17 protein-coding genes are annotated in these 20122 nt (G+C 70.0%); 3 read left to right on the forward strand and 14 right to left on the reverse strand.

Annotated features, from left to right (window positions below):
- Nucleotides 1–14: 14 nt before the first annotated feature.
- From ABZS58_RS02785 to ABZS58_RS02805, 5 genes are all read right to left on the reverse strand, one after another.
- Nucleotides 15–311, reverse strand: coding sequence for a hypothetical protein (locus tag ABZS58_RS02785; protein WP_354776882.1), 297 nt, complete (start codon nt 309–311; stop codon nt 15–17).
- A 124-nt stretch (nt 312–435) separates the two neighbouring features.
- Nucleotides 436–1404 (reverse strand): adenosine deaminase, encoded by a 969-nt coding sequence (gene add / locus ABZS58_RS02790; RefSeq protein ID WP_354776884.1) that lies wholly within the window; start codon nt 1402–1404, stop codon nt 436–438.
- A gap of 128 nt (nt 1405–1532) precedes the next feature.
- Nucleotides 1533–2012: a hypothetical protein gene (locus ABZS58_RS02795; protein WP_354776886.1), complete on the reverse strand. Its 480-nt coding sequence runs from the start codon at nt 2010–2012 to the stop codon at nt 1533–1535.
- A 134-nt stretch (nt 2013–2146) separates the two neighbouring features.
- Nucleotides 2147–2374 (reverse strand): DUF397 domain-containing protein, encoded by a 228-nt coding sequence (locus tag ABZS58_RS02800; RefSeq protein ID WP_354776888.1) that lies wholly within the window; start codon nt 2372–2374, stop codon nt 2147–2149.
- Nucleotides 2374–3222: a helix-turn-helix transcriptional regulator gene (locus tag ABZS58_RS02805; RefSeq protein ID WP_354776890.1), complete on the reverse strand. Its 849-nt coding sequence runs from the start codon at nt 3220–3222 to the stop codon at nt 2374–2376. The genes ABZS58_RS02800 and ABZS58_RS02805 overlap by 1 nt, the downstream gene beginning before the upstream one ends.
- A gap of 357 nt (nt 3223–3579) precedes the next feature.
- Here ABZS58_RS02805 and ABZS58_RS02810 point away from each other — a divergent pair, with 357 nt between their 5' ends.
- Nucleotides 3580–3843, forward strand: coding sequence for a hypothetical protein (locus ABZS58_RS02810; protein ID WP_354776892.1), 264 nt, complete (start codon nt 3580–3582; stop codon nt 3841–3843).
- A 59-nt stretch (nt 3844–3902) separates the two neighbouring features.
- On the opposite strand, the gene ABZS58_RS02815 is transcribed toward ABZS58_RS02810, so the two are convergent.
- A complete protein-coding gene (locus ABZS58_RS02815) occupies nt 3903–4724 on the reverse strand; it encodes a PASTA domain-containing protein (protein WP_354776894.1) in 822 nt (273 codons plus the stop codon).
- A 151-nt stretch (nt 4725–4875) separates the two neighbouring features.
- Here ABZS58_RS02815 and ABZS58_RS02820 point away from each other — a divergent pair, with 151 nt between their 5' ends.
- Nucleotides 4876–6402 (forward strand): hypothetical protein, encoded by a 1527-nt coding sequence (locus tag ABZS58_RS02820; RefSeq protein WP_354776896.1) that lies wholly within the window; start codon nt 4876–4878, stop codon nt 6400–6402.
- Nucleotides 6403–6477: 75 nt separating this feature from the next.
- On the opposite strand, the gene ABZS58_RS02825 is transcribed toward ABZS58_RS02820, so the two are convergent.
- Nucleotides 6478–7953, reverse strand: coding sequence for a glutamate--cysteine ligase (locus ABZS58_RS02825; RefSeq protein ID WP_354776898.1), 1476 nt, complete (start codon nt 7951–7953; stop codon nt 6478–6480).
- 221 nt (nt 7954–8174) lie between these two features.
- Nucleotides 8175–8750, reverse strand: a complete 576-nt coding sequence (locus tag ABZS58_RS02830; RefSeq protein WP_354776900.1) for a YceI family protein — start codon at nt 8748–8750, stop codon at nt 8175–8177.
- Nucleotides 8751–8858: 108 nt separating this feature from the next.
- Between ABZS58_RS02830 and ABZS58_RS02835 the strand changes: the two genes are divergently transcribed.
- Nucleotides 8859–9326 (forward strand): MarR family transcriptional regulator, encoded by a 468-nt coding sequence (locus ABZS58_RS02835; RefSeq protein ID WP_354777414.1) that lies wholly within the window; start codon nt 8859–8861, stop codon nt 9324–9326.
- A 302-nt stretch (nt 9327–9628) separates the two neighbouring features.
- Here the strand turns inward: ABZS58_RS02835 and ABZS58_RS02840 are convergent, their stop codons facing one another.
- From ABZS58_RS02840 to ABZS58_RS02865, 6 genes are all read right to left on the reverse strand, one after another.
- Nucleotides 9629–11983 carry a helix-turn-helix domain-containing protein gene (locus tag ABZS58_RS02840; protein ID WP_354776902.1) on the reverse strand — a complete coding sequence of 785 codons (2355 nt, stop codon included), beginning with the start codon at nt 11981–11983 and terminating at the stop codon, nt 9629–9631.
- A 64-nt stretch (nt 11984–12047) separates the two neighbouring features.
- A complete protein-coding gene (locus tag ABZS58_RS02845) occupies nt 12048–14234 on the reverse strand; it encodes an MMPL family transporter (RefSeq protein WP_354776904.1) in 2187 nt (728 codons plus the stop codon).
- Nucleotides 14235–14282: 48 nt separating this feature from the next.
- Nucleotides 14283–15440: an acyl-CoA dehydrogenase family protein gene (locus ABZS58_RS02850; RefSeq protein WP_354776906.1), complete on the reverse strand. Its 1158-nt coding sequence runs from the start codon at nt 15438–15440 to the stop codon at nt 14283–14285.
- 11 nt (nt 15441–15451) lie between these two features.
- A complete protein-coding gene (locus tag ABZS58_RS02855) occupies nt 15452–16954 on the reverse strand; it encodes an acyl-CoA carboxylase subunit beta (RefSeq protein WP_354776908.1) in 1503 nt (500 codons plus the stop codon).
- A 163-nt stretch (nt 16955–17117) separates the two neighbouring features.
- On the reverse strand, nt 17118–18758 hold the full coding sequence (locus tag ABZS58_RS02860) for a chaplin family protein (RefSeq protein ID WP_354776909.1): 1641 nt from the start codon (nt 18756–18758) through the stop codon (nt 17118–17120).
- Nucleotides 18759–19007: 249 nt separating this feature from the next.
- Nucleotides 19008–20009 (reverse strand): hypothetical protein, encoded by a 1002-nt coding sequence (locus ABZS58_RS02865; RefSeq protein ID WP_354776911.1) that lies wholly within the window; start codon nt 20007–20009, stop codon nt 19008–19010.
- Between the last annotated feature and the right edge of the window lie 113 nt (nt 20010–20122).

The following is a 20122-nucleotide window of genomic DNA, read 5'->3' on the forward strand; positions in this document are numbered from 1 at the left end:
GGAAATCTGTGCGGTCAGCGGCCGGTGATCGCGTCGACCTTGACGGTCCGCCGCTTGAAGGTGCCCCGCTTCGCCAGCGCCTGCTCGGCCGGCACCAGCATGAGCGCCAGCGGCGCCGCGATGTACCAGCGGTCGAGCATCACGTAGGCGACGATGTTCATGACGACGCCGAACGCGTAGAGCGCGATCAGCCAGTCGACACGCTTCTCGCCGATCCCCCGCTTGTGGTAGGCGTCAAGGACGCCGAACGCGCCGATACTGAGGGCCAGGAGGCCGCCGCCACTCATCATTGCGAACATCAGATCAGACACGTCACTCACCCTTGCCTTTTTCCATACCACCGGCGAACCCGCCCAAAGCTAAGCGGACATTTCAAGATCGACCATCAACTTTGCGACACCGACCTCGGCCGAACGTAGCCAGCAAATCGGACATTCAGCCGATATCACTGATCTTGCTTCTCAGCATTGCCCGGATGTCGTCGTCGCAGGCCGCACCCGCGACGCCGGCCAGGTAGGCGTCCTTCGCACCTAGACCGAGATCGGCAGCGACCCGGTGCTCTTGAGCCAGATCCGTGTTGAACATCGCCGGGTCGTCGGTGTTGACGGTGCACGGCACTCCGGCCGCCAGCAGTGCCGGCAGCGGGTGCTCGGCGAGGGACGCCACCGAGCGGGTCCTGAGGTTCGACGTCGGGCACACGTCCAGGACCAGGCCACGATCGACGATCTCGGCCAGTACACCGGCATCCTCGACAGCGCGGATGCCATGCCGCAGCCGGTCCGGCGCGAGGGTCAGGATCTCGCGGATCGACTCCGCGCCCGCCGACTCGCCGGCGTGCGGCACGATCGCCAGTCCACCGTCGCGGGCCAGCTCGAACGCCTTCGCGTAGGTCACCGCAGGACCGGCCTGCTCGTTGCCGCCCAGCCCGAGGCCGACGATGCCCCGGTCCGCGTAACGGACGCTCCAGCGGGCGACGTCCTCGGCCACGTCCACCGGCATGCCGCGGTACAGGTCAGGGGTCAGCCGCACGATCACGCCGTGCCGCTCGTACGCCTCGGCGATGCCGTCCGTGTAGCCCTCGTACAGGTCCTCCCAGGCGACCCCGCGCTGCGCCCGCTCCCCGGGAGAGAAGATCGCCTCCAGGTAGACCGCACCGTGCGACGCGGCCACGCCGGCGTAGTCGACCACGATCTGCCGGAAGTCGTCCGCGGTGCGCAGACAGTTCGTGGTGAGGATCCAGACCTCGACGAACTTCTTGAAGTCGGTGAACTCGTAGAGCCCAAGCACGCCTTCGACGGTGTCGACCGGCAGCGGCAGGTCGTTGCGGCGGGCGATCTCCAGCAGTGTCGCGGGAGGAATCGCCCCTTCGAGGTGCACGTGCAGCTCGATCTTGGGAAAGCTCATGCGTCCCAACCTAACGACGGGCCCGATGCGCGTTCACGCGCACCGGAGCCCGCCCGACCTCCCCAGGTCGAGTCTCCCTGCGTTTGTACTGCATGGGGATCCGACCTGTCGACCGGCGAGCTCGGTGACTACTTCAGTCCGCGTGCCTCTTGCGAGTAGATGAGCTCCAGGATCGAGCGGGCCGCCTCGAACCAGCGGTCCAGCCACTCCTGCTGCGGCATCGTGCCCTTGGGCGGCAGCTCCAGCAGCAGCCCCCGCAGCAGCGGGTGGTCGGCCATCGAGCCGCTGGGGCCGTCCAGCCAGGAGTCCTGCAGCACGTTGGAACGGCCGAACATCGGCTCGGTCAGCGGGCCACCCAATGGGCCGAGGTCGGCCACCAGCGACGACTCGGGCAGCTTCGGCGGCGTCAGCGATGAGGCGATCGGTGAGTTGTCCAGCGGCAGGGAAGCACGGTCCAGCGGCGAGCCGTTGCGCGGCGACAGGTCGTCGATCGGCCCGTCGCCGATGACGTCCCGGCGCCCGCCCGGGCGGTAGCTTCCGAGCTGCCCGGAGAAACGGTCGTCGGTCTTCGACGATCCGTTGCCGAAGTTGTCGGGGCCATTGTTCATCGGATACAAGCCTTATCTGACTCGGGTGTGTTCGGGTCTGAGCGCTCGTCAAATACAACGATGACCGGCCCGGTCCGCAACGGCGATACCACCGTCGCGGGCCGGACCGGTCGATTGCGGACCTGGCGTGTTACCTACGCGAGATCGAATTCCCCGTCCTTGGTCCCACCGACGAAGGCCAGCCACTCCTCCGGGGTGAACAGCAAAACCGCCCCAGCCTTGTCCTTCGAGTCCCGGAGCGCCACGGCCCCGCCGACGAACGCGACCTCGACGCAGTTGTCCGAGTACGGACCACTGCGGGTGCTCTTGCGCCAGCCGGCATCCTCAAGATTCACGCTGAAGCCCTTGGCCTGGATTTCCACTACAGCTCCTTTGTCAGTTTCACGATCATTGACACTGACTCGTCCGGACGGAGTGCGTTGGCGCGCAAGTAGTCAAAGATGAATCCGTAGCGCTGAAGCTCGTCGTCCTTCTCGAGAAAGAGACCGCCAGCCGCATTCGAGGCGAACACGAAGTTTTGCCCGGCGGACTCGTCGTACAGCAACATCGTGAATGTCCCGTCCATCCCGGCATGGGCACCGGCGGAGAAGGGCAGGATCTGGAGGGTCACGTTCGGCCATCCCGCCGCCAGGCTCAGATGCTCGAGCTGACGGCGCATGACCGCTCTTCCCCCGACCGGGCGGCGTAGCACTGCCTCGTCCAGTACCACCCAGAGATCTATCGGGTCATCCTGAGTGACCAACGACTGGCGGCTCATACGGACACGCACCCGTTTTTCAACCTCGGTGACACTGATGTCCGGGCGGGCCGCGTGGATCATGGCCTGCGCGTACTCCTCGGTCTGCAACAGGCCGGGCACGACGAGCGCCTCGTAGGAGCGGATGTGGTCGGCGGCCGCCTCGAGGCCGACGTAGGCACCGGTGAGCACATCGCCGTAGAGCTGCCACCAACCCTTCTGGCGGGCCTCCCGGGCGATCTTCAGCAGCTGCTCGGCGTATTCAGGGTCGACACCGTAGATGTCCAGCATGTCCCGTACGTCTCGGGGAGTGACGCCGGTCTGTCCTGTTTCGAGCCGGGAAATCTTGGATCCGGAGCATTCCAGCCGCTCGGCGACATGATCAATAGTGACGTGTGCCGCCTCGCGGAGACGGCGCAATTCCATGCCGAGCTGCCTCCGTCGCAGCGTCGGGCTGCCTCGTCGACTTGCCACGCGTCACACCTCCGCGCCAGGACACGTAATACCGATACGTATAGATCAGCGCAACATCATGAAGCTGCGCAACCCAGCGTCGGCACGACATTTTTCGCCACCTCGTGCGGTCGCCGCCACCCGGGGGTGGTTTCACTCATGCGTGAGATGGAATTTTCGTCGTGCAAGTTGCAATGATCACTGTCCTGGGGCAATCTGTGGGTGTGGCGGTGGTCACGGTCTGTTCATCTTCGCGCCAGCGAGACGACCTTGAGCACCATCGCGGACGCAGCGACAAACGATCGAGCCGATCGGCGGTTACGGCTTTGCCGTGGCCGGCCTTCCCCATGCCGACGGATGATGACGGGAGTCCCAACTGTGTTACCGAAGACCGGCGACGTGCTGCGCGTGACCAAGGCCGCGAGCGTGCAGTTCGTGCAGCCGATGCTGTTCCGGGTGATCCGGGTGCACGACTGGCAGACCTACGACGGATGGGCGTGGCTGGACGGCTACCAGCTCAACGCCGCCGGCGACGCGGTCGAGCGCCGGTCCATCTTCGTGCTGCTGCAAGGACTACAGCCCGGCTTCGTCACCCGCACCCAACGCGTCACCACGCGGATACCCGTCTCCGCATCGGCGTAGCCGCTGCTTCGCTTCCTTTTTCCTTGTAGTTCCTTGGGTTCGTGCGGGCCCCGCCTTCGCTAGCGGGGCACCGCTGACGGCGACGCCGAGCTCTTCGACGGTGCCGCGCTCGGTGCGGTCGCCACGTACAGGGTGACGGTCCCGCCGGTCGCGATGATCTCGCCCTCGTCGGGGTCGGACGCGGCGACCTCGCCGGGCTGCACCGAGCCGTCGGCGCGGCGGACGACCTTCACCTCGAGCCCGAGCTGCTGGAGCTTGATCGTCGCCTGCGCGAGGGAGTCGCCCTTCAGTGGCGGGATCGTGACGCTGACCGGTGGGGCCTCCGTCGTCTCGGACGGAGCCGCCGACGAGGGAGGCGCGGTCGACGGTTGTCGCGTCTGCGTCGGTACGGCGGCGCTGCTGCTCTCCGTCACACCCGGCAGCTGACCCGACGGCGCGTTGTCGCCGTCGGCGGTGGCCTGATAGATGAGGTACAACCCGACGGTCAGCGCGCCGACGAGCAGCAGCGCCACGACGCCGACGATCACGGGGGTGAACCAGGAGCGCCCCTGATACGGGTCCTCTTCGATCCACTCCTCGGGCGCGGGCGGGCGCAGCGACGGGTCACCCGGTCGGGGGACATTGGCGCGGGCCGACCACCGGGGCGGCTCGTCATGGCCGAGCGGGCCGCCGATCCTGGTCGCGCCGCTGTCGTCGGGCCGCAGCGGCGACGTACCCCCGCCGATCCGGGTGGCTTCCGGGTCTTGGCTCTGGCCGGGGCCGATCCTCGTGGCGTCCGGGTCTTGGCTCTGGCCGGGGCCGATCCTCGTGGCATCCGGGTCTGCGTCGCCCGGACGTGGTGGTTTGTCGAACGGGGCGGTAGCGTCCGGCTCGTCAGGCATAGGTCCCAGTTCATCACCTTGTCCGACATATCGCCTGCCTGTGCACAGGTTGCCCACCTCAGGTCCACCCTCCGCGACGGCGCGCTGCACCGCCTGACGTTCCCCGGACATCGACTCGCCCGGGTTGCCTGCTCGGCGTACGCTGCGCGGCATGGCCGCAAGAAGCTGGGCAACCTCAATATTCACCGCGATCGGTGTCGCGGCGGGCGCGGGTGCCGCGCAGCTCGGTCTTGGCTACGGCCTGGGGATCATCTCCTGGCAGCCGACCGGTAACAGCGCGACCGTCTGGGTCAGCAGCCTCGCCTGGGTGGCGTGGCTCGCGGCCTCCTCGACGGTCATCGGTGCGCTGTGCGCCGACCGGCTCAGCCCCGCTGACACCCCGGTCGCGGGCGACGCCTCCACACCCGGCGCGCACGCGCTGACCGCCGCCTGGCGGATCGTGATCGCGTTGTCCGCGGCGGTCGGCGCCCTCATCGTCGTGCCGCTGGTCGCCGTGCCGTCGCGCACGCCCCGGCCCGACAACGTCGCGCCCTACTTCACCGCCGGCGGCTACGCGATCGCCGGCATCATCGTCGGCCTGCTGATCGCCGTCGCCGCTCTGGCCGCCCGCGCGATCGCCGCCAACGTCATCGCCTCGTCGGCGTGGCTGTGGACCCTCGCCGTCGTCGCCGTCGTCGACGTGGTCCGCGCCGACGGCAACCTCGCCACCGCCGCCCAGCTCGGCACCTGGCAGTTCACCGACGCGACCTGGATCCGCAACATGGTCAACCTGCCGGGCGCGCTGCTCATGCTGGCCATAGCCCTGGTCATCGGCGCCCTCGCGGCATGGCCCGCCAGCCGCCGCGGCGACAACCGAGTGGGCGTGGCGGTCTCCGGCGCGGCCGGCCCACTGCTCGTCGCCCTGGCCTATTTCCTCGCCGCCCCCGCCGTGGGCGAGCGGGACCCGCAGCTGTCGGCCTTCGTCATCGCCCCGTATGCGGTGCTCGCCGGCCTCGCCGGCTCGGTCATCGTGTCGGCGATCGGCCCACGCGGCTCCCGCGCCCAGGCCCGGGCCGCCCGCCAGGCCGCCGCCGCCGATCGCGAGGCCCGCGCCGCCTCCGACATCGCCGACTGGACCCAGGCCCTCGCCGACGCGGACACCGCCGAGGCCCGCCGCCGCGCCGAGTCGGGCGAGCAGCCGGACACCGACGACCCGTGGGCCGCCGCCCCCGACCGCACCGCCGAGCCGGTCACGATCGGGGCCTCGGGCAAGGCCTCCGTCCCCAAGCAGGCCGCCGCCGCGAAGCCGACCGCGACGGCCAAGCCATCCGCGACGGCCACCGCCACCAAGCCGCCCGCGCCCGCTGCCGCAAGCAAGCCGCCTGCCTCGGCCGGCAAGGCGAGCGTCGCCAAGAGCGCTGAGCTGGACTCGGCCAAGGACCTCGAGTCCGACGCCTACGCCCCGTCCCGCGCCTACGGCAGCTCCGAGTCGTCGGGCCGCACCTACGCCTCGGAGTCGGCCAACCGCGCCTACGCCGAGGACACCGTCACCGACGACGCGGACGGCCCTGCCCCGACGTCGTCGGCCCGCGGCCCCGTCGAGCCGCTGTGGCCCTCGGACACCTCGACCTCATCCGAACCCGCCAAGCCCGCCCCCGGCCGGGGCCGTGGTCGCGGCCGCGGCAAGTCCGGCGAGTAACACCCCGCCGCGAAACGCCCCGCCCGCAGCGCGCCCACGAGCAACCCCGCCGGCAAGCCACCGCGCCCCGGTGGTTCAGACGGGCCAGGTGTGGACGGGCTCGTTGGTGTGGAGGCCGACGCTGTAGCGCTGGAGCATTTCGCGAAGTGCTGAGCGGCGGTCGAGGTGGTGTCTGGCCTCCAGATCGTCGACGGTCTCGGTCTGCCAGGCGGCGCCGTTGCGGCCGGTGCGGCAGCGGCCCTCAATCACGCCGAGCAGGCGGTCGCGGGTGGCGGGGTGCACGCCGAAGCGGTCGAGGCCGGCCGAGGCGAGGGGCAGCAGCTCGTCCAGGACGAGCTCGGCGACCTGGACCTCGCCCCGGTCGGGCCACCACAGCCGGGCGTCGAGGCCCTCGCGGGCGGCGGTGTGGAAGTTCTCCTCGGCGGCGGAGAACGTCATCTGCGTCCAGATCGGACGGTCCTGCTGGACGAGCTCGCCGACGAGACCGAAGTAGAACGCGGCATTGGCGACCTGGTCGACGACCGTGGGGCCGGCGGGCAGGACCCTGTTCTCGACGCGCAGGTGAGGGCGGCCGTTCATGACGTCATAGACCGGACGGTTCCACCGGTAGATGGTGCCGTTGTGCAGCCGGAGCTCGCCGAGGTGCGGGACGCCGCCGGCCTCCAGGACGGCGACGGGGTCTTCGTCGTCGGTGATGGGCAGCAGCGGCGGGAAGTAGCGGACGTTCTCCTCGAACAGGTCGAATATCGACGTGATCCAGCGCTCGCCGAACCAGACCCGGGGCCGGACGCCCTGGGCCTTGAGCTCTTCGGGGCGGGTGTCGGTGGCCTGCTCGAACAGCGCTATACGGGTCTCCGCCCAGAGCCGTTTGCCGAAGAGATACGGCGAATTCGCCCCGACCGCGACCTGGATGCCGGCGATCGCCTGGGACGCGTTCCAGTGCATCGCGAAGTCTTCGGGGGCGACCTGGAGGTGGAACTGGACGCTGGTGCAGGCGGACTCGGCGGCGATCGAGTCGGACTCGGCCTCGAGGCGCTCCTGGCCGCGGATGTCCAGGGCGATGTCCTCGCCGCGCGCATTGATGATCTGCTCGTTGAGCAGCGCGTAGCGCGGGTTGTTGGACAGGTTGGCGAGCACCGTGTGCTCGGGCCGCAGGGTCGGCAGGATGCCGATGAGCACGAGCTGGGCGTCGGACTTGCGGGCGCGCTCGTCGGCGTGGACGAGGCTGGCGAGGACCTCGCGCTCGTAGACGTCGAGGCCGTCGCCCTCGATGACGCGCGGCGCGACGTTGATCTCGAGGTTGAACTGGCCGAGCTCGGTCTGGAACGACGGGTCTGCCAGGTCGGCGAGCACCTCGGCATTGCGCATGGCCGGCTGGGCTTCGGGATCGATGAGGTTGAGCTCGATCTCGAGACCTGTCATCGGCCGGTCCGAGTCGAACCGGAAGTCGTTGAGCATCAGGGCGAACACATCAAGACATCGACGTACTTTATACCGATATCGGGCGCGGTCCTCACGCGAGAATGCTCCCCGTATGACGTCTTGCCCCATTGTGTTCCCCAAATCCCGGCCGACCCCGTGGACCCTCCACGTTAGGAGTGGTCGGGATGTACCGCTAGGGACAAAACGGGCGCAGCTTCAGCCGACGGTGAGCAAAACCTTGCAGAGGGTGGGATATTTCGCCCACCCTCTGCACGACGGTCAAACTCCGGCTTAAGTCGCGAACCGGTCTCGAAGGCGATCTATCAGAACAGCTGTCGGCCGGGGCCGACTCAGGCCTGGCGCACACCCTCGGCGCCGATCTCGATCTTGATCTTCTTGCCGACGAGGACGCCGCCGGTCTCGAGCGCCTGGTTCCAGGTGATGCCGAACTCCTCGCGGTCGATCTCGGTGGTCGCGCTGAACCCGATGACCTCCTGGCCCCACGGGCTCTTCGCGTGGCCCTCGAACTCGACGTCGAGCTCGACCTCGCGGGTGACGTCGCGGATCGTCAGGTCGCCGACGAGCTTGAACTCGCCGCCGGAGAAGCCGACCACGCGGGTGCTCTTGAAGGTCAGCGCCGGCCACTGCTCCACGTGCAGGAAGTCGGGGCTCTTCAGGTGGCCGTCACGGTCGGCCACGCCGGTGTCGATGCTGGCGGCGTCGATCTCGACCTCCACGTGCGACTGCAGCGGGTCCTCGGCGATGACGATCGTGCCGCCGGCCTTGGTGAAGCCGCCGCGGACCTTGCTCACCATGAGGTGCTTGGCGGTGAAGCTGACCCGGGTGTGGGCCGGGTCGATGTCGAACTTGCCGGGCGTGGGGATGTTGACGCCGTTGAACTCGCGGGTGCCGACCGGTGCGGTCATGATGCCCTCCAGATGTGCTGTGGCGGAGAAGATTGCTGACGCAAATATACTCACGGCAGACTCTCGTTTGTCAAGCTCTTCTGTTAGACTGCCACTGTGACCGACGAGATGCTGGAAGATCCGCGAATCACCGCCATGGGCCTGTTCGTCGAGGCCTTCACCGGTGTGACCGCGCGGCTCAACGTCCAGCTGGCCGAGCACGGTCTCGGAAATGTCGACTTCGAGGTGCTGGTCAGGCTCGCCCGCTCGCCCGGCGGCGAGCTGCGGATGACCGACCTCGCGGCGCAGACCGGCCTGTCGACCAGCGGCGTGACCCGGGTCGTCGACCGCCTGGAGCGCGACGGGCTCGCGATGCGCCGTGCCTGCCCGACGGACCGGCGGGGCTCGTTCACGGTGGTGACGCCGGCCGGTGTCGCCAAGATGCATGCGGTGCTGCCGGGTCACGTCGCCCTCATCGACGAGTGGTTCACCGGCCGGCTGTCGCCGGAGTCCCTGCAGACCCTGCTCGGCGGGCTGAGGACGATCCGCGACGCGGTCCGCCCCGGCGCGACCTCAGGCGTCGCCGCCGCCGCCTGATCCAGGACGTGAAAGGCCGGGAACGCGACCGGCAGGATCACCGGCAGCTTCTGCCGGTCCATGTGGTGAAAAGGACGCAAAGCCGCATTCCAGACGAACAGCTTCGTTAATGTCCGCCCTGGGGAGGCACCGCACCACGGGGACCGGCACGGACGAAGCAGGTGGGAAGGCAACACGCGCCCGGGGGGTCTTCGTCCGTGCCCAAAAGCCGGACCGAAGCCCGGTCCAATCCCGGACCGCAGCCCGGCCTAAGCCCGGACCAAAGGCTCAGCCGTAAAGCCGGGCCGAAGCCCAGGCAGGGATCAGCCCGCCAGCAGCGAATGCTCCCGCGGCAGCAACGCCAGCCCGCCCCGCGCGCAGATCCCGTCCAGCTCGCCCAGCGCCCGTTCCCGGTCGGCCGCCCCGGCGCTCGCGGCCAGTCCGACGAGCGCCTCCAGTACATCCCGGATGTCATCGCGACCGGCGAGCAGATTCGCCGCCGTCTCGAACGCGGCAGCCGCCGCGGCACGGTCGCCCTCGGCCAGCCCGAGATACCCGCCGATCATGGCCGACGCCCCCGCATTGCCGGGCAGCTCGGCGAGCTCGACCAGCACCTCGGCCGCCTCCTGCAGGCGACCGGACTCGGCGAGCGCCTGCCCGAGCGTGCCGAGCGCGCGGACCCGGTGGGTGGGGTCGCCGACCTCGGCGGTCGCGGCGGCAGCGCGGCGGGCCAGGTCGACGGCGTCGTCGTAGCGGCGGTCGAGGCGCGCGACCTCGGCCAGGTTCGCCTGCGTGAGCACCTGGAGGCGGGTGTCGCCGGCCTCCGCGGCGCGCCGTCCGGCGCCGGCCAGCCGCCGGGCCGCGGTGGCCAGGTCGCCGGTGCGGATGTCGTGCCACGCGATGTTGTTCTGCGAGACGGCGATCTCCCGGATTCGGCCGGTACGGATAGCCAGCCCGAGCATCGCCTCGTTGTGCCGGCGGGACTCGTCGGCGCCGCCGACCGCCTGCCACACCCCCGCCAGGACGGCTCGGGCGGCGAGTTCCCCGGCGGCGTCACCGTGAGCGACGAGCACCTCGAGCGCGGCCTCGGTCGGCCAGAGCTCGGCAAAGCCCCGCCCGTGCGCCATCGCGAGCATCCCGGCGGCGACCTGGGCGGTCGCGCGGATCAGCGGGTCGCAGCCGGCGGTGCGCGGGTCGTCGAGGAGCCGCCGGAGCAGCCTGTGCGCCTCGACGTCACGGCCGCGCAGGCGGCACCAGCGCGGGATGGCCCCGGCGAGGCGCAGCGCGATGGCGGGATCACGGACGGAGGCGTACCGCAGCGCCGCGCGGATGTCGCTGTTGAGGTAGTCGAGCCGGGACACGGCGGCGGCGCTGGCCGGTCCGACGAGGTCGGCGGCGAGCCGGACCACGATCCTGGTGACGACCTCGGCGTGGCGGATGCGCAACTTCCGCAGCTCGCCCTGCTCGGCGCCCCGTTCGGAGGCGAAGTCGCGGACCACGTCGAGGAGGCGGAAGCGCAGGTCGCCGGGGCCACGGACGCTGACCAGGCCGAGCCCGACGAGCCGGTCGAGCACGGTCTCGGCGTTGAACCCGAGCAGCGCCTCGGCGAGCTCGAGCGACCAGCGGCCGCGGAACATGGCGAGTCGGCGGAGCGCGGCCTGGTCGGGCTCGTCCAGCAGGTGGTAGCTGGCGGCGACGGCGTCGCGGAGCCGCTGACCGTCGGGGTCGGTGGCGGCGAGGTCGAGGACGCGGTTGCCGTACCGCGACAGCAGCTCGGGCAGCTCCAGCACCCGCCCACGGGCGGCGGCGAGCTCGATCGCGAGCGGCAGGCCGTCGAGGCGGCGGACCAGTTCGGCGACGGCGGGGATCTCGGCGTCCGGCACGGGTTCCCGGCGGACCTGGCGGAGCCGGTCGAGAAACAGTGCGACGGCCGGCGTGCGGCGCACCTCCGCAAGCGAGGTGGGTGCCGACGTGTGCGGCAGGTCCAGCGGCTCGACCCGCCAGTCGACGGCGCCGGGGATGACGCCGGCGAGGGGGCGGCGGCTGGTCGCGAGGATCTTCACCGCCGGCACGCGGGCGCGGAGCCAGGTGATGGCCTTGACCGCGCTGCGGTGGGATCGGTCGATGCCGTCGAGGACGAGCAGCGCCGGCCGGTCGAGGAGTTCCTCGGCGCGGGCGACGCCGAAGACGGCGGCGACGGCGGCGAACACGTCGGTGGGCTGCGACACATCGGTGATCGTGACCGAGACCGCGGTCCCCGGGGTGGCGTGCGCGACGGCGTGGGCGAGGCCCGTCTTGCCGACGCCGGCCAGACCGACGAGCGCGACCAGGTCGGCGCGCTCCAGCAGGTCGAGGAGTTCGGCGATGTCGGCGTCGCGGCCGATGAGCGCGGGCACCGTGGGCAGCGGCAGGGTCGCCGGGGTGGTGGTGACGATCCCGGCCAGGAAGTCTTCCCGGTCGGCACCGACGAGGTCGAGCGCGTCGGCGAGCAGGGCGAGGGTTCCCCGCTGGGGGCGGGCGACCCGGCCGCGTTCGAGCTCGCGCAGGGTTCGCACACCGAGGCCGGCCCGGCCGGCGAGCTCCTCCTGGGTCAGTCCCCGTGCCAGGCGGCGGGCCCGCAACGCGGCGGCGAACCCTGCCCCGGCGCCCCGCGGATCATGATCCGCAACTGGAGACATGTTGAGGAAGGGTACTAATCGGAGCCGTCCCGCAGAAGCTGGTCGTCGGAACGCCGACGATTGTCTATTTATCGGGCTTGGTGAGCGTCGGCACCTCGACCGTCAGGTCGTCCGCGGGGTCCGCGGCCCGCTGCTTCGGAGCCCGCTTCCCTGAAGGCGTCCCGGCCCCCGCCACCCGAGCAGCACCCGGCCGGGCCAGGAACGACGGTGCCCACCAGTTCCAGGTGTCGAGCATCGTCATGAGCGCCGGCAGCAGCAGCCCCCGCACGACCGTGACGTCGATGATCACGGCGACGGTCATGCCGACGCCGATCTCCTTCACCGCGACCAGCCCGCCGACCGCGAAGCCGAGGAACACGATGACGATGCAGATCGCGGCGGCCGTCACAACCGGGCCGGACTTCGTGATGCCGCGCAGGACCGCCCGGTTGGTGTCGGGACGCTGGTCGTACTCCTCCTTGATCCGCGCCAGGAGGAAGACCTCGTAGTCCATCGACAGTCCGAAGATGAACACGAACAGCAGCACCGGGGTCGTCAGGTCGATGCCGCCCCATGAGTCGAAGAAGAGCGGTAGCTGACCCCAGCCCCACTGGAACACCACGACGAGGACGCCGAGCGTGGCGACGAGGGTCAGCAGGTTCATCAGGACGGCCTTGAGCGGGATGACCACGGAGCCGGTGAGCGCGAAGAGCACCACGACGGTCACGATGAGCACGATCAGCGCCACGATCGGCAGCCGCCGCGCAAGGGAGTCCCGGTAGTCGATGACCTCCGCGCTCGATCCGGTGACCCACTTCGGGAAGGGGGTCGGCATGGCCCGCACCTTGCGCACCAGGTCGAGGCCTTCCTGCCCACCGACCTCGCCCTTCGGGGTCAGGTCGAGGACCGTCCAGCCCTTGGGCACGTCGGGGCGCACCTCCTGGCGGAACAGCTGGCCGCTGAGCTCCTTGTTGACCTGGTTCATGAACATGCGGACGTCGGCGCGTTCGGGGCCGGCCTCCAGCAGCACGACGACGTCGTCGGGGTGGTTGTTGTTGAACTTCGTCTGCAGCGCGTCGTAGGCCTGCCGGGCCTCGTTGCTGTGCGGCAGCGCCCGCGCGTCGGAGTTGGCGAAGTTCGCCCCGAGCAGCGGCGCCGCCAGTACGAGCAGGCCGACGGTCACACCGAGGGCGACCGGTCCGGGCGACTGCTGTGCCTTCGCGGCGAGCTTCGCGAGGAGGTCCGTCCTGAGGGTGAACCGCCCTTCGCCGGCGGCCGGGATCTTGTGCTTGGCGAGGGAGAGCAGCGCCGGTACCAGCGACAGAGCGGCAACGGTCGCGAGCACGACGACGGCGGCGCCGCCGAGCGCGACGGCGGCCAGGAGCGGCTCCGCGAAGACCGTCAGGCCCGCGAGGGTCGCCGCGACCGCGATGCCGGAGATCGCGACCGCCCGGCCGGACCGCGCGACCGCCTCGACGAGCGCCTCGGTCGGCTCGTGGGTCAGCCGCTCCTCGCGGAACCGGGCGACGATGAGCAACGAGTAGTCGACGGCGAGCCCGATGCCGAGCAGGGTGACGACGTTGAGGGAGTATTCGCTGACCTTGGTCGCGAAGCTGAGGCCGAGCAGGAGCAGCAGCGACCCGGACACGCCGACGACTGCGACCGCGAGCGGCAGCCCTGCGGCGATGACCCCACCGAAGATCAGCACCAGCACGACGAGGAGGGCGACGAGCGCGATGCTCTCGCCGATCGCGAGGTCGCGCACCGACTGCTCGCCGAACGCCCGCTCGGCGATCTTCGTGCCGCCGACGGTGACCTTCGGCGCCTCGATGCGCTTCAGGCGCGCCTTGACCTTGTCCTCGAGGTCCTCGCGGGCGCTCTCGCCGAGCTTCGGGTCGAGCTCGACGCGCACCGTCGAGCTCATGTTGTCGGCGCCGATCTGACCGCCGGGGCCGTTGTAGAGGTCGTTGACCTCCTTGACCCCGGGCATGGCCTTGATCTCCTGGGTCGCCTTGGTGACGCTGGCGTTGAGCCCCGGGTCGTAGACGTCCTTGCCCTCGATGACGGCGATCACCATCGAGCCCTCAGGGGCGAGCTCGTCGATGCGGTGCTGGGCGATCGCCGACTCGCTGTCGGCGCGGTTGGTGCTCGTGGTGGCGAGCCGGTCGAACAGGCCGCCACCGAAGACCGCACCCGCCACGGTCACTGCCAGCCACACCCCGATGACGGGCCAGCGGTGGCGGTCCATGAGCGTGCCGAGTTTCGCGAACATCGCAGTATGCAAGCACGCCCGTGCAAGCCCGCGAAATCCCCTTAAACGTTAGAGCCCCAACGACCTGGAGATGATCATGCGTTGGACCTCTGAGGTGCCCTCGCCGATCTCGAGGATCTTCGCGTCGCGCCACATGCGGGCGACGGGGGTCTCGTTCATGAAGCCGTAGCCGCCGTGCACCTGGGTCGCCTCGCGGGCGTTGGTGACCGCGGCGTCGCTGGCCTGCAGCTTCGCGATCGCGGCCTGGCGCTTGAAGTCCCGGCCGTTGACCAGGCGCGACGCGGCGTCGTAGTAGGCGAGGCGGGCGGTGTGGGCGCGGGCCTCCATGTCGGCGAGCTTGAACTGGATGGCCTGGTATTCGCCGATCGCCTTGCCGAACGCGCGACGCTGCTTGGCGTAGGCGACCGACTCGTCGACACAACCCTGGGCGAGGCCGACACCGAGCGCGGCGAACGCGACCCGGCCCTCGTCGAGGATCCGCAGGAACTGCGCATAGCCGCGGCCGCGCTCGCCGAGCAGGTTGGCGGCGGGCACGCGCACGTCGGAGAAGCTCAGCTCGTGCGTGTCGGAGGCGCACCAGCCGACCTTGGAGTAGCCGGGCTGGACGGTGAAGCCCGGGGTGCCGTTCGGCACGATGATCGAGGAGAGCTCCTTGGAGCCGTCCGGATTGACGCCGGTGACGGCGGTGACAGTGACCATGACGGTGATGTCGGTGCCCGAGTTGGTGATGAACGCCTTCGAGCCGTTGATCACCCATTCGCCGGTGGTCTCGTCGAGCACGGCGCGGGTCTGGGTGCCGCCGGCGTCGGAGCCGGCACCTGGCTCGGTGAGACCGAACGCGGCCAGGGCCTCGCCGGTGACGAGCTTCGGCAGCCAGTGGGCCTTCTGCTCGGCGGTGCCGAAGCGGTAGATCGGCATGGCGCCGAGGGAGATGCCGGCCTCCAGGGTGACCGCCACGGATGAGTCGACGCGGGCCAGCTCCTCCAGGGCGACGCAGAGCGCGAAGTAGTCGCCGCCCATGCCGCCGTGCTCCTCGGGGAAGGGCAGGCCGAAGAGGCCCATCTTGCCCATCTGGCGCACGATGTCATACGGGAACGCGTGCCGCTCGTAGTAGTCGCCGATGACGGGCGCGACGACGTCGTTGGCGAACTCGCGGACGCTGAGGCGTAGCGCCTCGAGATCCTCGCCGAGGGTGAAGTCGACCATGACAGTGCCTCTCAGACGGGCGTGACGCCGTGACGGCGGCGCGAGAATTGACGGTCTTTCCCAGCGGCGGCGGCGAAACGCCGGCCCAGCTCGCCGCGTAGCGCGCCCGGCTCGACGACCATGTCCACGACCAGCTCGCTGGCCAGGCGCATGATGTCGATGTCGCGCTCATACTCGGCGCGCCGCTGCGCGACGAAGGCCGCGCGGGCCTCGTCGTCGGGCAGCGCCGCGATCTTGTTGGCGTAGACGGCGTTGACCGCCGCCTCGGCGCCCATCACGGCGATCTTGGCGGTGGGCAGCGCGATGGTGGCATCGGGCTCGAAGCCGGGACCGGCCATCGCGTAGAGCCCGGCACCGTAAGCCTTCCGCACGACGACGCAGATCTTCGGCACCGTCGCCTCGGAGATTGCGGTGATCATCTTGGCACCGTGCCGGATGATGCCCTGCTTCTCCACCGCCGAGCCGACCATGAAGCCGGGCACGTCGGCGAGGAAGAGCAGCGGCACGTTGAACGCGTCGCAGAGCTGCACGAAGCGGGTCGCCTTGTCGGCGGAGTCGACGAAGAGCACGCCACCCTTGAACAGCGAGTTGTTGGCGACGACGCCGACGGGCTTGCCGTCGATGCGGGCGAAGCCGGTGGTGAGTTCCCGCGCCCACAGCGCCTGGATCTCGAAGAACGAGCCCTCGTCGACCAGCCCCTTCACGAAGCGGCGCATGTCGAAGGCCTGGCGCTCGCTGGCCGGGATCTCCGGCAGGCCGGTGGCCTCGGCGGGAGCGGCGACCGGAGCCGGCTGGGTCCAGTTGGACGGCAGGTAGGACAGGTAGCGGCGGACGGTCTCGATCGCTTCGACCTCGGTCTTGCACAGGAAGTGCCCGACGCCGGACTCCGCGCAGTGCACCCGCGCGCCGCCCATCGCCTCGAGGGTGGTCTTCTCGCCGGTGACCATCTCGACCATGCGGTCGGAGCCGAGATACATGGAGGCGTTGCCCTCGACCATGGCGACGACGTCGCAGAAGGCGGGGATGTAGGCGCCGCCCGCGGCGGACGGGCCGAACAGGGCGCAGGCCTGCGGGATGCTGCCGCTGGCGCGGACCTGGGTGTGGAAGATGCGGCCCGCGCCGCGCCGGCCGGGGAAGAGATCGACCTGGTCGGTGATGCGGGCGCCGGCGGAGTCCACCAGATAGACCATCGGGACGCCGGTGTTGTAGGCCTTCTCGATGATCCGGATGATCTTCTCGACGGTCCGGGCGCCCCAGGAGCCGGCCTTGACCGTCGAGTCATTGGCCATCAGGCAGATCGGCCGGCCGTCGACGGTGGCGGTGCCGGTGACGACGCCATCAGCCGGAAGGCCCTCGGCCAGCACGTTGGCGAACATCCCGTCCTCGACGAAGGTTCCGTCGTCGACGAGCTGGGCAACCCTCTCCCGGGCGAAGAGCTTGCCCCGAGCGGCGTTGGCCGCGTGATACTTCTCCGCACCGCCGGCCTCGACGCGTTTCCGAAGACCCTCCACCATGGCGCGACCTCCGCGTCAGCAACCTGAACGATCGTTATGCCTAACGATCGTTCAGGTTAGCCGAAACGGAGGTCAAGTACCAATGGCTCGTCGGGCACGGGTCGGTGTGCACCCGGCGTGACCCTGGGTCCCCCTGCGGATCAGAGGGACCCTGGCACCGATGTCAGCAGGAGTACGCGACCGCGCCGCCCTGGCTGGACGCCTGCGAGAAACCGAACAGGCTGATCGCGTTGCCGCTGATGTTGATCGGCACCTGCAGCGTGGTGTCGAACTGGTTGCCGTTCAGCAGACCGGCGTTGTAACCCGTGGTCCAGTCGCTGCAGGAGTTCTTGACGGCGGTCGCGCCGCCACCGTTGCCGTGCCCGTTGCCGTGCCCGTTGCCGTGCCCGTTGCCGTGCCCGTTGCCGTTGCCGTGCCCGTTGCCGTTGCCGTTGCCGTGCCCATTGCCGTTGCCGGCGCCGTAGCCGCCGTCGTTGTTGCCGTTGTTGTTGCCGTTGCCGTAGCCGCCGTTGTTCTGGCCGTTGCCGTAGCCACCGTCGTTGGCGGCGCCGGTGCCGTGACCGTTGCCGCGGCCGTGCTCGCTGGAGACCTTCTTGGTCTTCGCCTTGCCGTGCGACGCGGAGGCGCCGTGCGAGCTCATGTTGCTGGCGTTGCCCGCGGCGTTGCCGTAGGCACCGTTGTTGTTGGCGTTGCCGCCGTTGCCGTAGCCACCGTTGCTGTCGGCGTCGTCGTCGCCGTAGCCACCGTTGCCGCTGCCGTTGTCGTCGCCGTAGCCACCGTTGCCGTTACCGTTGTCGTCCCAGTCGTCGTCCCAGTCACCGTTGCCGCCGCCGTTGCCGTGGTGGCCGTGCCCGTGACCGTTGCCGCCGCCGTTGCCGCCGCCCCAGCCGTCGCCGTCGACGGCGACCGCGCCGCCGCCGCAGGAGGCGCTGGAGAAGCCGAGGATCGCGATCGCGTTGCCGCAGACGTTGACCGGCGCCTGGATGGTGGTGTCGAACTGGTTGCCGTTGAGCAGACCCGCGTTGTAGCCGGTGGTCCAGTCCTCGGTGGTGGAGCTCTCGGTGGAGGCGCTCTCACCCTTGACCGCCCAGGCACCGCCGGCGCTCTGCGCGCTGGAGAAGCCGAGGATGCTGATCGCGTTGCCGCTCAGGTTGACCGGCAGCTGCAGCGTGCTGTCGAACTGGTTGCCGTTGAGCAGACCCGCGTTGTAGCCCGAGGTCCAGTCCTCGGTGCGGTTGCCGGTGCTCTCGGTGTAGTCGTCGGCCGCGGCGTCGTCGTAGCCACCGTTGTTGTTCGCGGCGTAGCCACCGTTGCCGTTGCCGCCGCCGTTGCCGCCGCCGTGCCCGTGACCCCGGCCGTGGCCGTGCCCGTTGCCCCGGCCACGGTCGTCCGACGCCATGCCGCCCTTGACGGCGTACGCGCCGCCCTGGCTGGAGGCCTGCGAGAAGCCCAGGACGCTGACGGCGTTGCCGCTGACGTTGATCGGCGCCTGGAGCGTGGTGTCGAACTGGTTGCCGTTGGCGACACCGGCGTTGTACCCGGTGGTCCAGTCCTCGGTGGTGGCGCTCTCGGTGTCGATCGCCGCGGCACCGCCGCCGCAGGACGCGTCGGCGAAGCCGAGGACCGCGATCGAGTTGCCGCAGACGTTGACCGGCAGCTGGAGAGTGGTGTCGAACTGATTGCCGTTGAGCAGGCCGGCGTTGTAGCCAGTCGTCCAGTCGGCGTGCGCGGCCCCGCCCGAGATGAGCAGGAAGCCCGCGGAAAGCACGCCCACGTTGAGCGACTTACGAACCCACGTCTTCATGGTGAAAGTGAGACCCTTCGGTAGGTGTTTCTCTTCAGTGCTGCTTTTGATGGGCGCGGATCAGAGCCGTGATACCTGCGTGCGGGCAGGCTCTGCCCGGCTCCGCCCTGTCGACGTGCGCCCGGATGGTGCGTGTGTGTTCGGTGGTGCGAGATGCCGCGATGTGGTCGATGCGGTCGATGCAGGCCCAGGGACCCTGGCTGGCTCCGGCTCGGCCCGCTTCGCGTCGCGTCGGCTGGCCGGCCGGCCTCAGTCGGGTGAGACTGTCGGCCTCTCGGCTGCGAGCAGCCTCAGCTCGGCGTCTTCGACCGCGTCCAGCCGGAAGGTGACCACCTTCGTGCCGGCCGGTGCGGCGGGCAGCGTGGCGGCGGCGCCACCGTCGTGGTTGAGGCCCGAGCCGGTGCCCGGGACTCCCGAGGTGATGCCGACCGCCGGTGCCGGGACGGGCGCCGGGCGGGGCAGCAGCGGCACGTGGCGCGTGCCCTGCGCTTCGGTCCGGTCCGCGACCGGCTTCTCGTGCGTGGCGTCGCCGGCGTCGAGCCGGTCGAACGTGTCCATGGCACGGGAGGCGACGCGTGTCGGGTCGACGCCGGCACGGGAGGTGCCGGTCGCCGCGGCTACGACGTCGCCCGTTGACCCGACGCCGACCGGTTCGGCCTGGACGGCCGGCTCCTGCGTAGACGTCTTGCGGGCGTTCTTGATGCCGGCTTTGGCCGGCCTCTTGGTGCGTGAGTTCGTGGCGCTCGACGCGTTCACCGTCGTCAAGCGGGACATCTTGACGGATGCCGGAGTGGCGGCTTTGGTGGCCGCCTTGTCCGTGACCCTGTCGGTGGTGGCCAGGACGGTGCCCGTCACCGGTCGCAGGACGGTCAGCACCGTCCCGGTGAGCAGGTCACGCTTCGACTCGTGCTTCGTCGCCCCGGAGGGCACACCGGTGGACCCGATGTGACCACTGGAGCTGTGACTGGAGGCGCCGTGACGGTTGCCGCCGGCGCCGAAGCCGAGCAGGTCGAGTCCTGAGCCGCCGGTCCCGGTGACCAGGTTGGTCACCGGCGCGATCAGGGAGACCCCGGACGCGAAACCGTCGGAGCCCGACGACGTCGTCGTGCTGCTGGAGGCGTGCGCCGCCGACGCCGACAGCATCCAGGCCACGCCGGCGAAACCGGCGACGACCAGACCCTTGACGGCGATCCGGGCAGCGGACCGGACACAGCGGGCCGTGCGCGGGTTGCGCTCGCTCCTCTGGGCCATGGCCGCCTCTCAGTACGGGCTCAATGTCGGGCTCGTCGCCCCACATGTGACTGTTTCCGTACTGAGCAACGAACCGTCTCCGCCGGGGACACGCCACTATCCCGGCGAATCGG

The sequence above is a fragment of the Dactylosporangium sp. NPDC005555 genome (assembly GCF_040605635.1).
GTDB lineage: Bacteria > Actinomycetota > Actinomycetes > Mycobacteriales > Micromonosporaceae > Dactylosporangium.

Coding starts and splice junctions, on each gene's coding strand:
- ABZS58_RS02835 (WP_354777414.1), top strand. CDS start 8,859: ATGCTGGAAGATCCGCGAATCACCGCCATGGGCCTGTTCGTCGAGGCC.
- ABZS58_RS02860 (WP_354776909.1), bottom strand. CDS start 18,758: ATGAAGACGTGGGTTCGTAAGTCGCTCAACGTGGGCGTGCTTTCCGCG.
- ABZS58_RS02840 (WP_354776902.1), bottom strand. CDS start 11,983: ATGTCTCCAGTTGCGGATCATGATCCGCGGGGCGCCGGGGCAGGGTTC.
- ABZS58_RS02820 (WP_354776896.1), top strand. CDS start 4,876: ATGGCCGCAAGAAGCTGGGCAACCTCAATATTCACCGCGATCGGTGTC.
- ABZS58_RS02850 (WP_354776906.1), bottom strand. CDS start 15,440: ATGGTCGACTTCACCCTCGGCGAGGATCTCGAGGCGCTACGCCTCAGC.
- ABZS58_RS02845 (WP_354776904.1), bottom strand. CDS start 14,234: ATGTTCGCGAAACTCGGCACGCTCATGGACCGCCACCGCTGGCCCGTC.
- ABZS58_RS02795 (WP_354776886.1), bottom strand. CDS start 2,012: ATGAACAATGGCCCCGACAACTTCGGCAACGGATCGTCGAAGACCGAC.
- ABZS58_RS02825 (WP_354776898.1), bottom strand. CDS start 7,953: ATGGGGCAAGACGTCATACGGGGAGCATTCTCGCGTGAGGACCGCGCC.
- ABZS58_RS02815 (WP_354776894.1), bottom strand. CDS start 4,724: ATGCCTGACGAGCCGGACGCTACCGCCCCGTTCGACAAACCACCACGT.
- ABZS58_RS02830 (WP_354776900.1), bottom strand. CDS start 8,750: ATGACCGCACCGGTCGGCACCCGCGAGTTCAACGGCGTCAACATCCCC.
- ABZS58_RS02865 (WP_354776911.1), bottom strand. CDS start 20,009: ATGGCCCAGAGGAGCGAGCGCAACCCGCGCACGGCCCGCTGTGTCCGG.
- add (WP_354776884.1), bottom strand. CDS start 1,404: ATGAGCTTTCCCAAGATCGAGCTGCACGTGCACCTCGAAGGGGCGATT.
- ABZS58_RS02855 (WP_354776908.1), bottom strand. CDS start 16,954: ATGGTGGAGGGTCTTCGGAAACGCGTCGAGGCCGGCGGTGCGGAGAAG.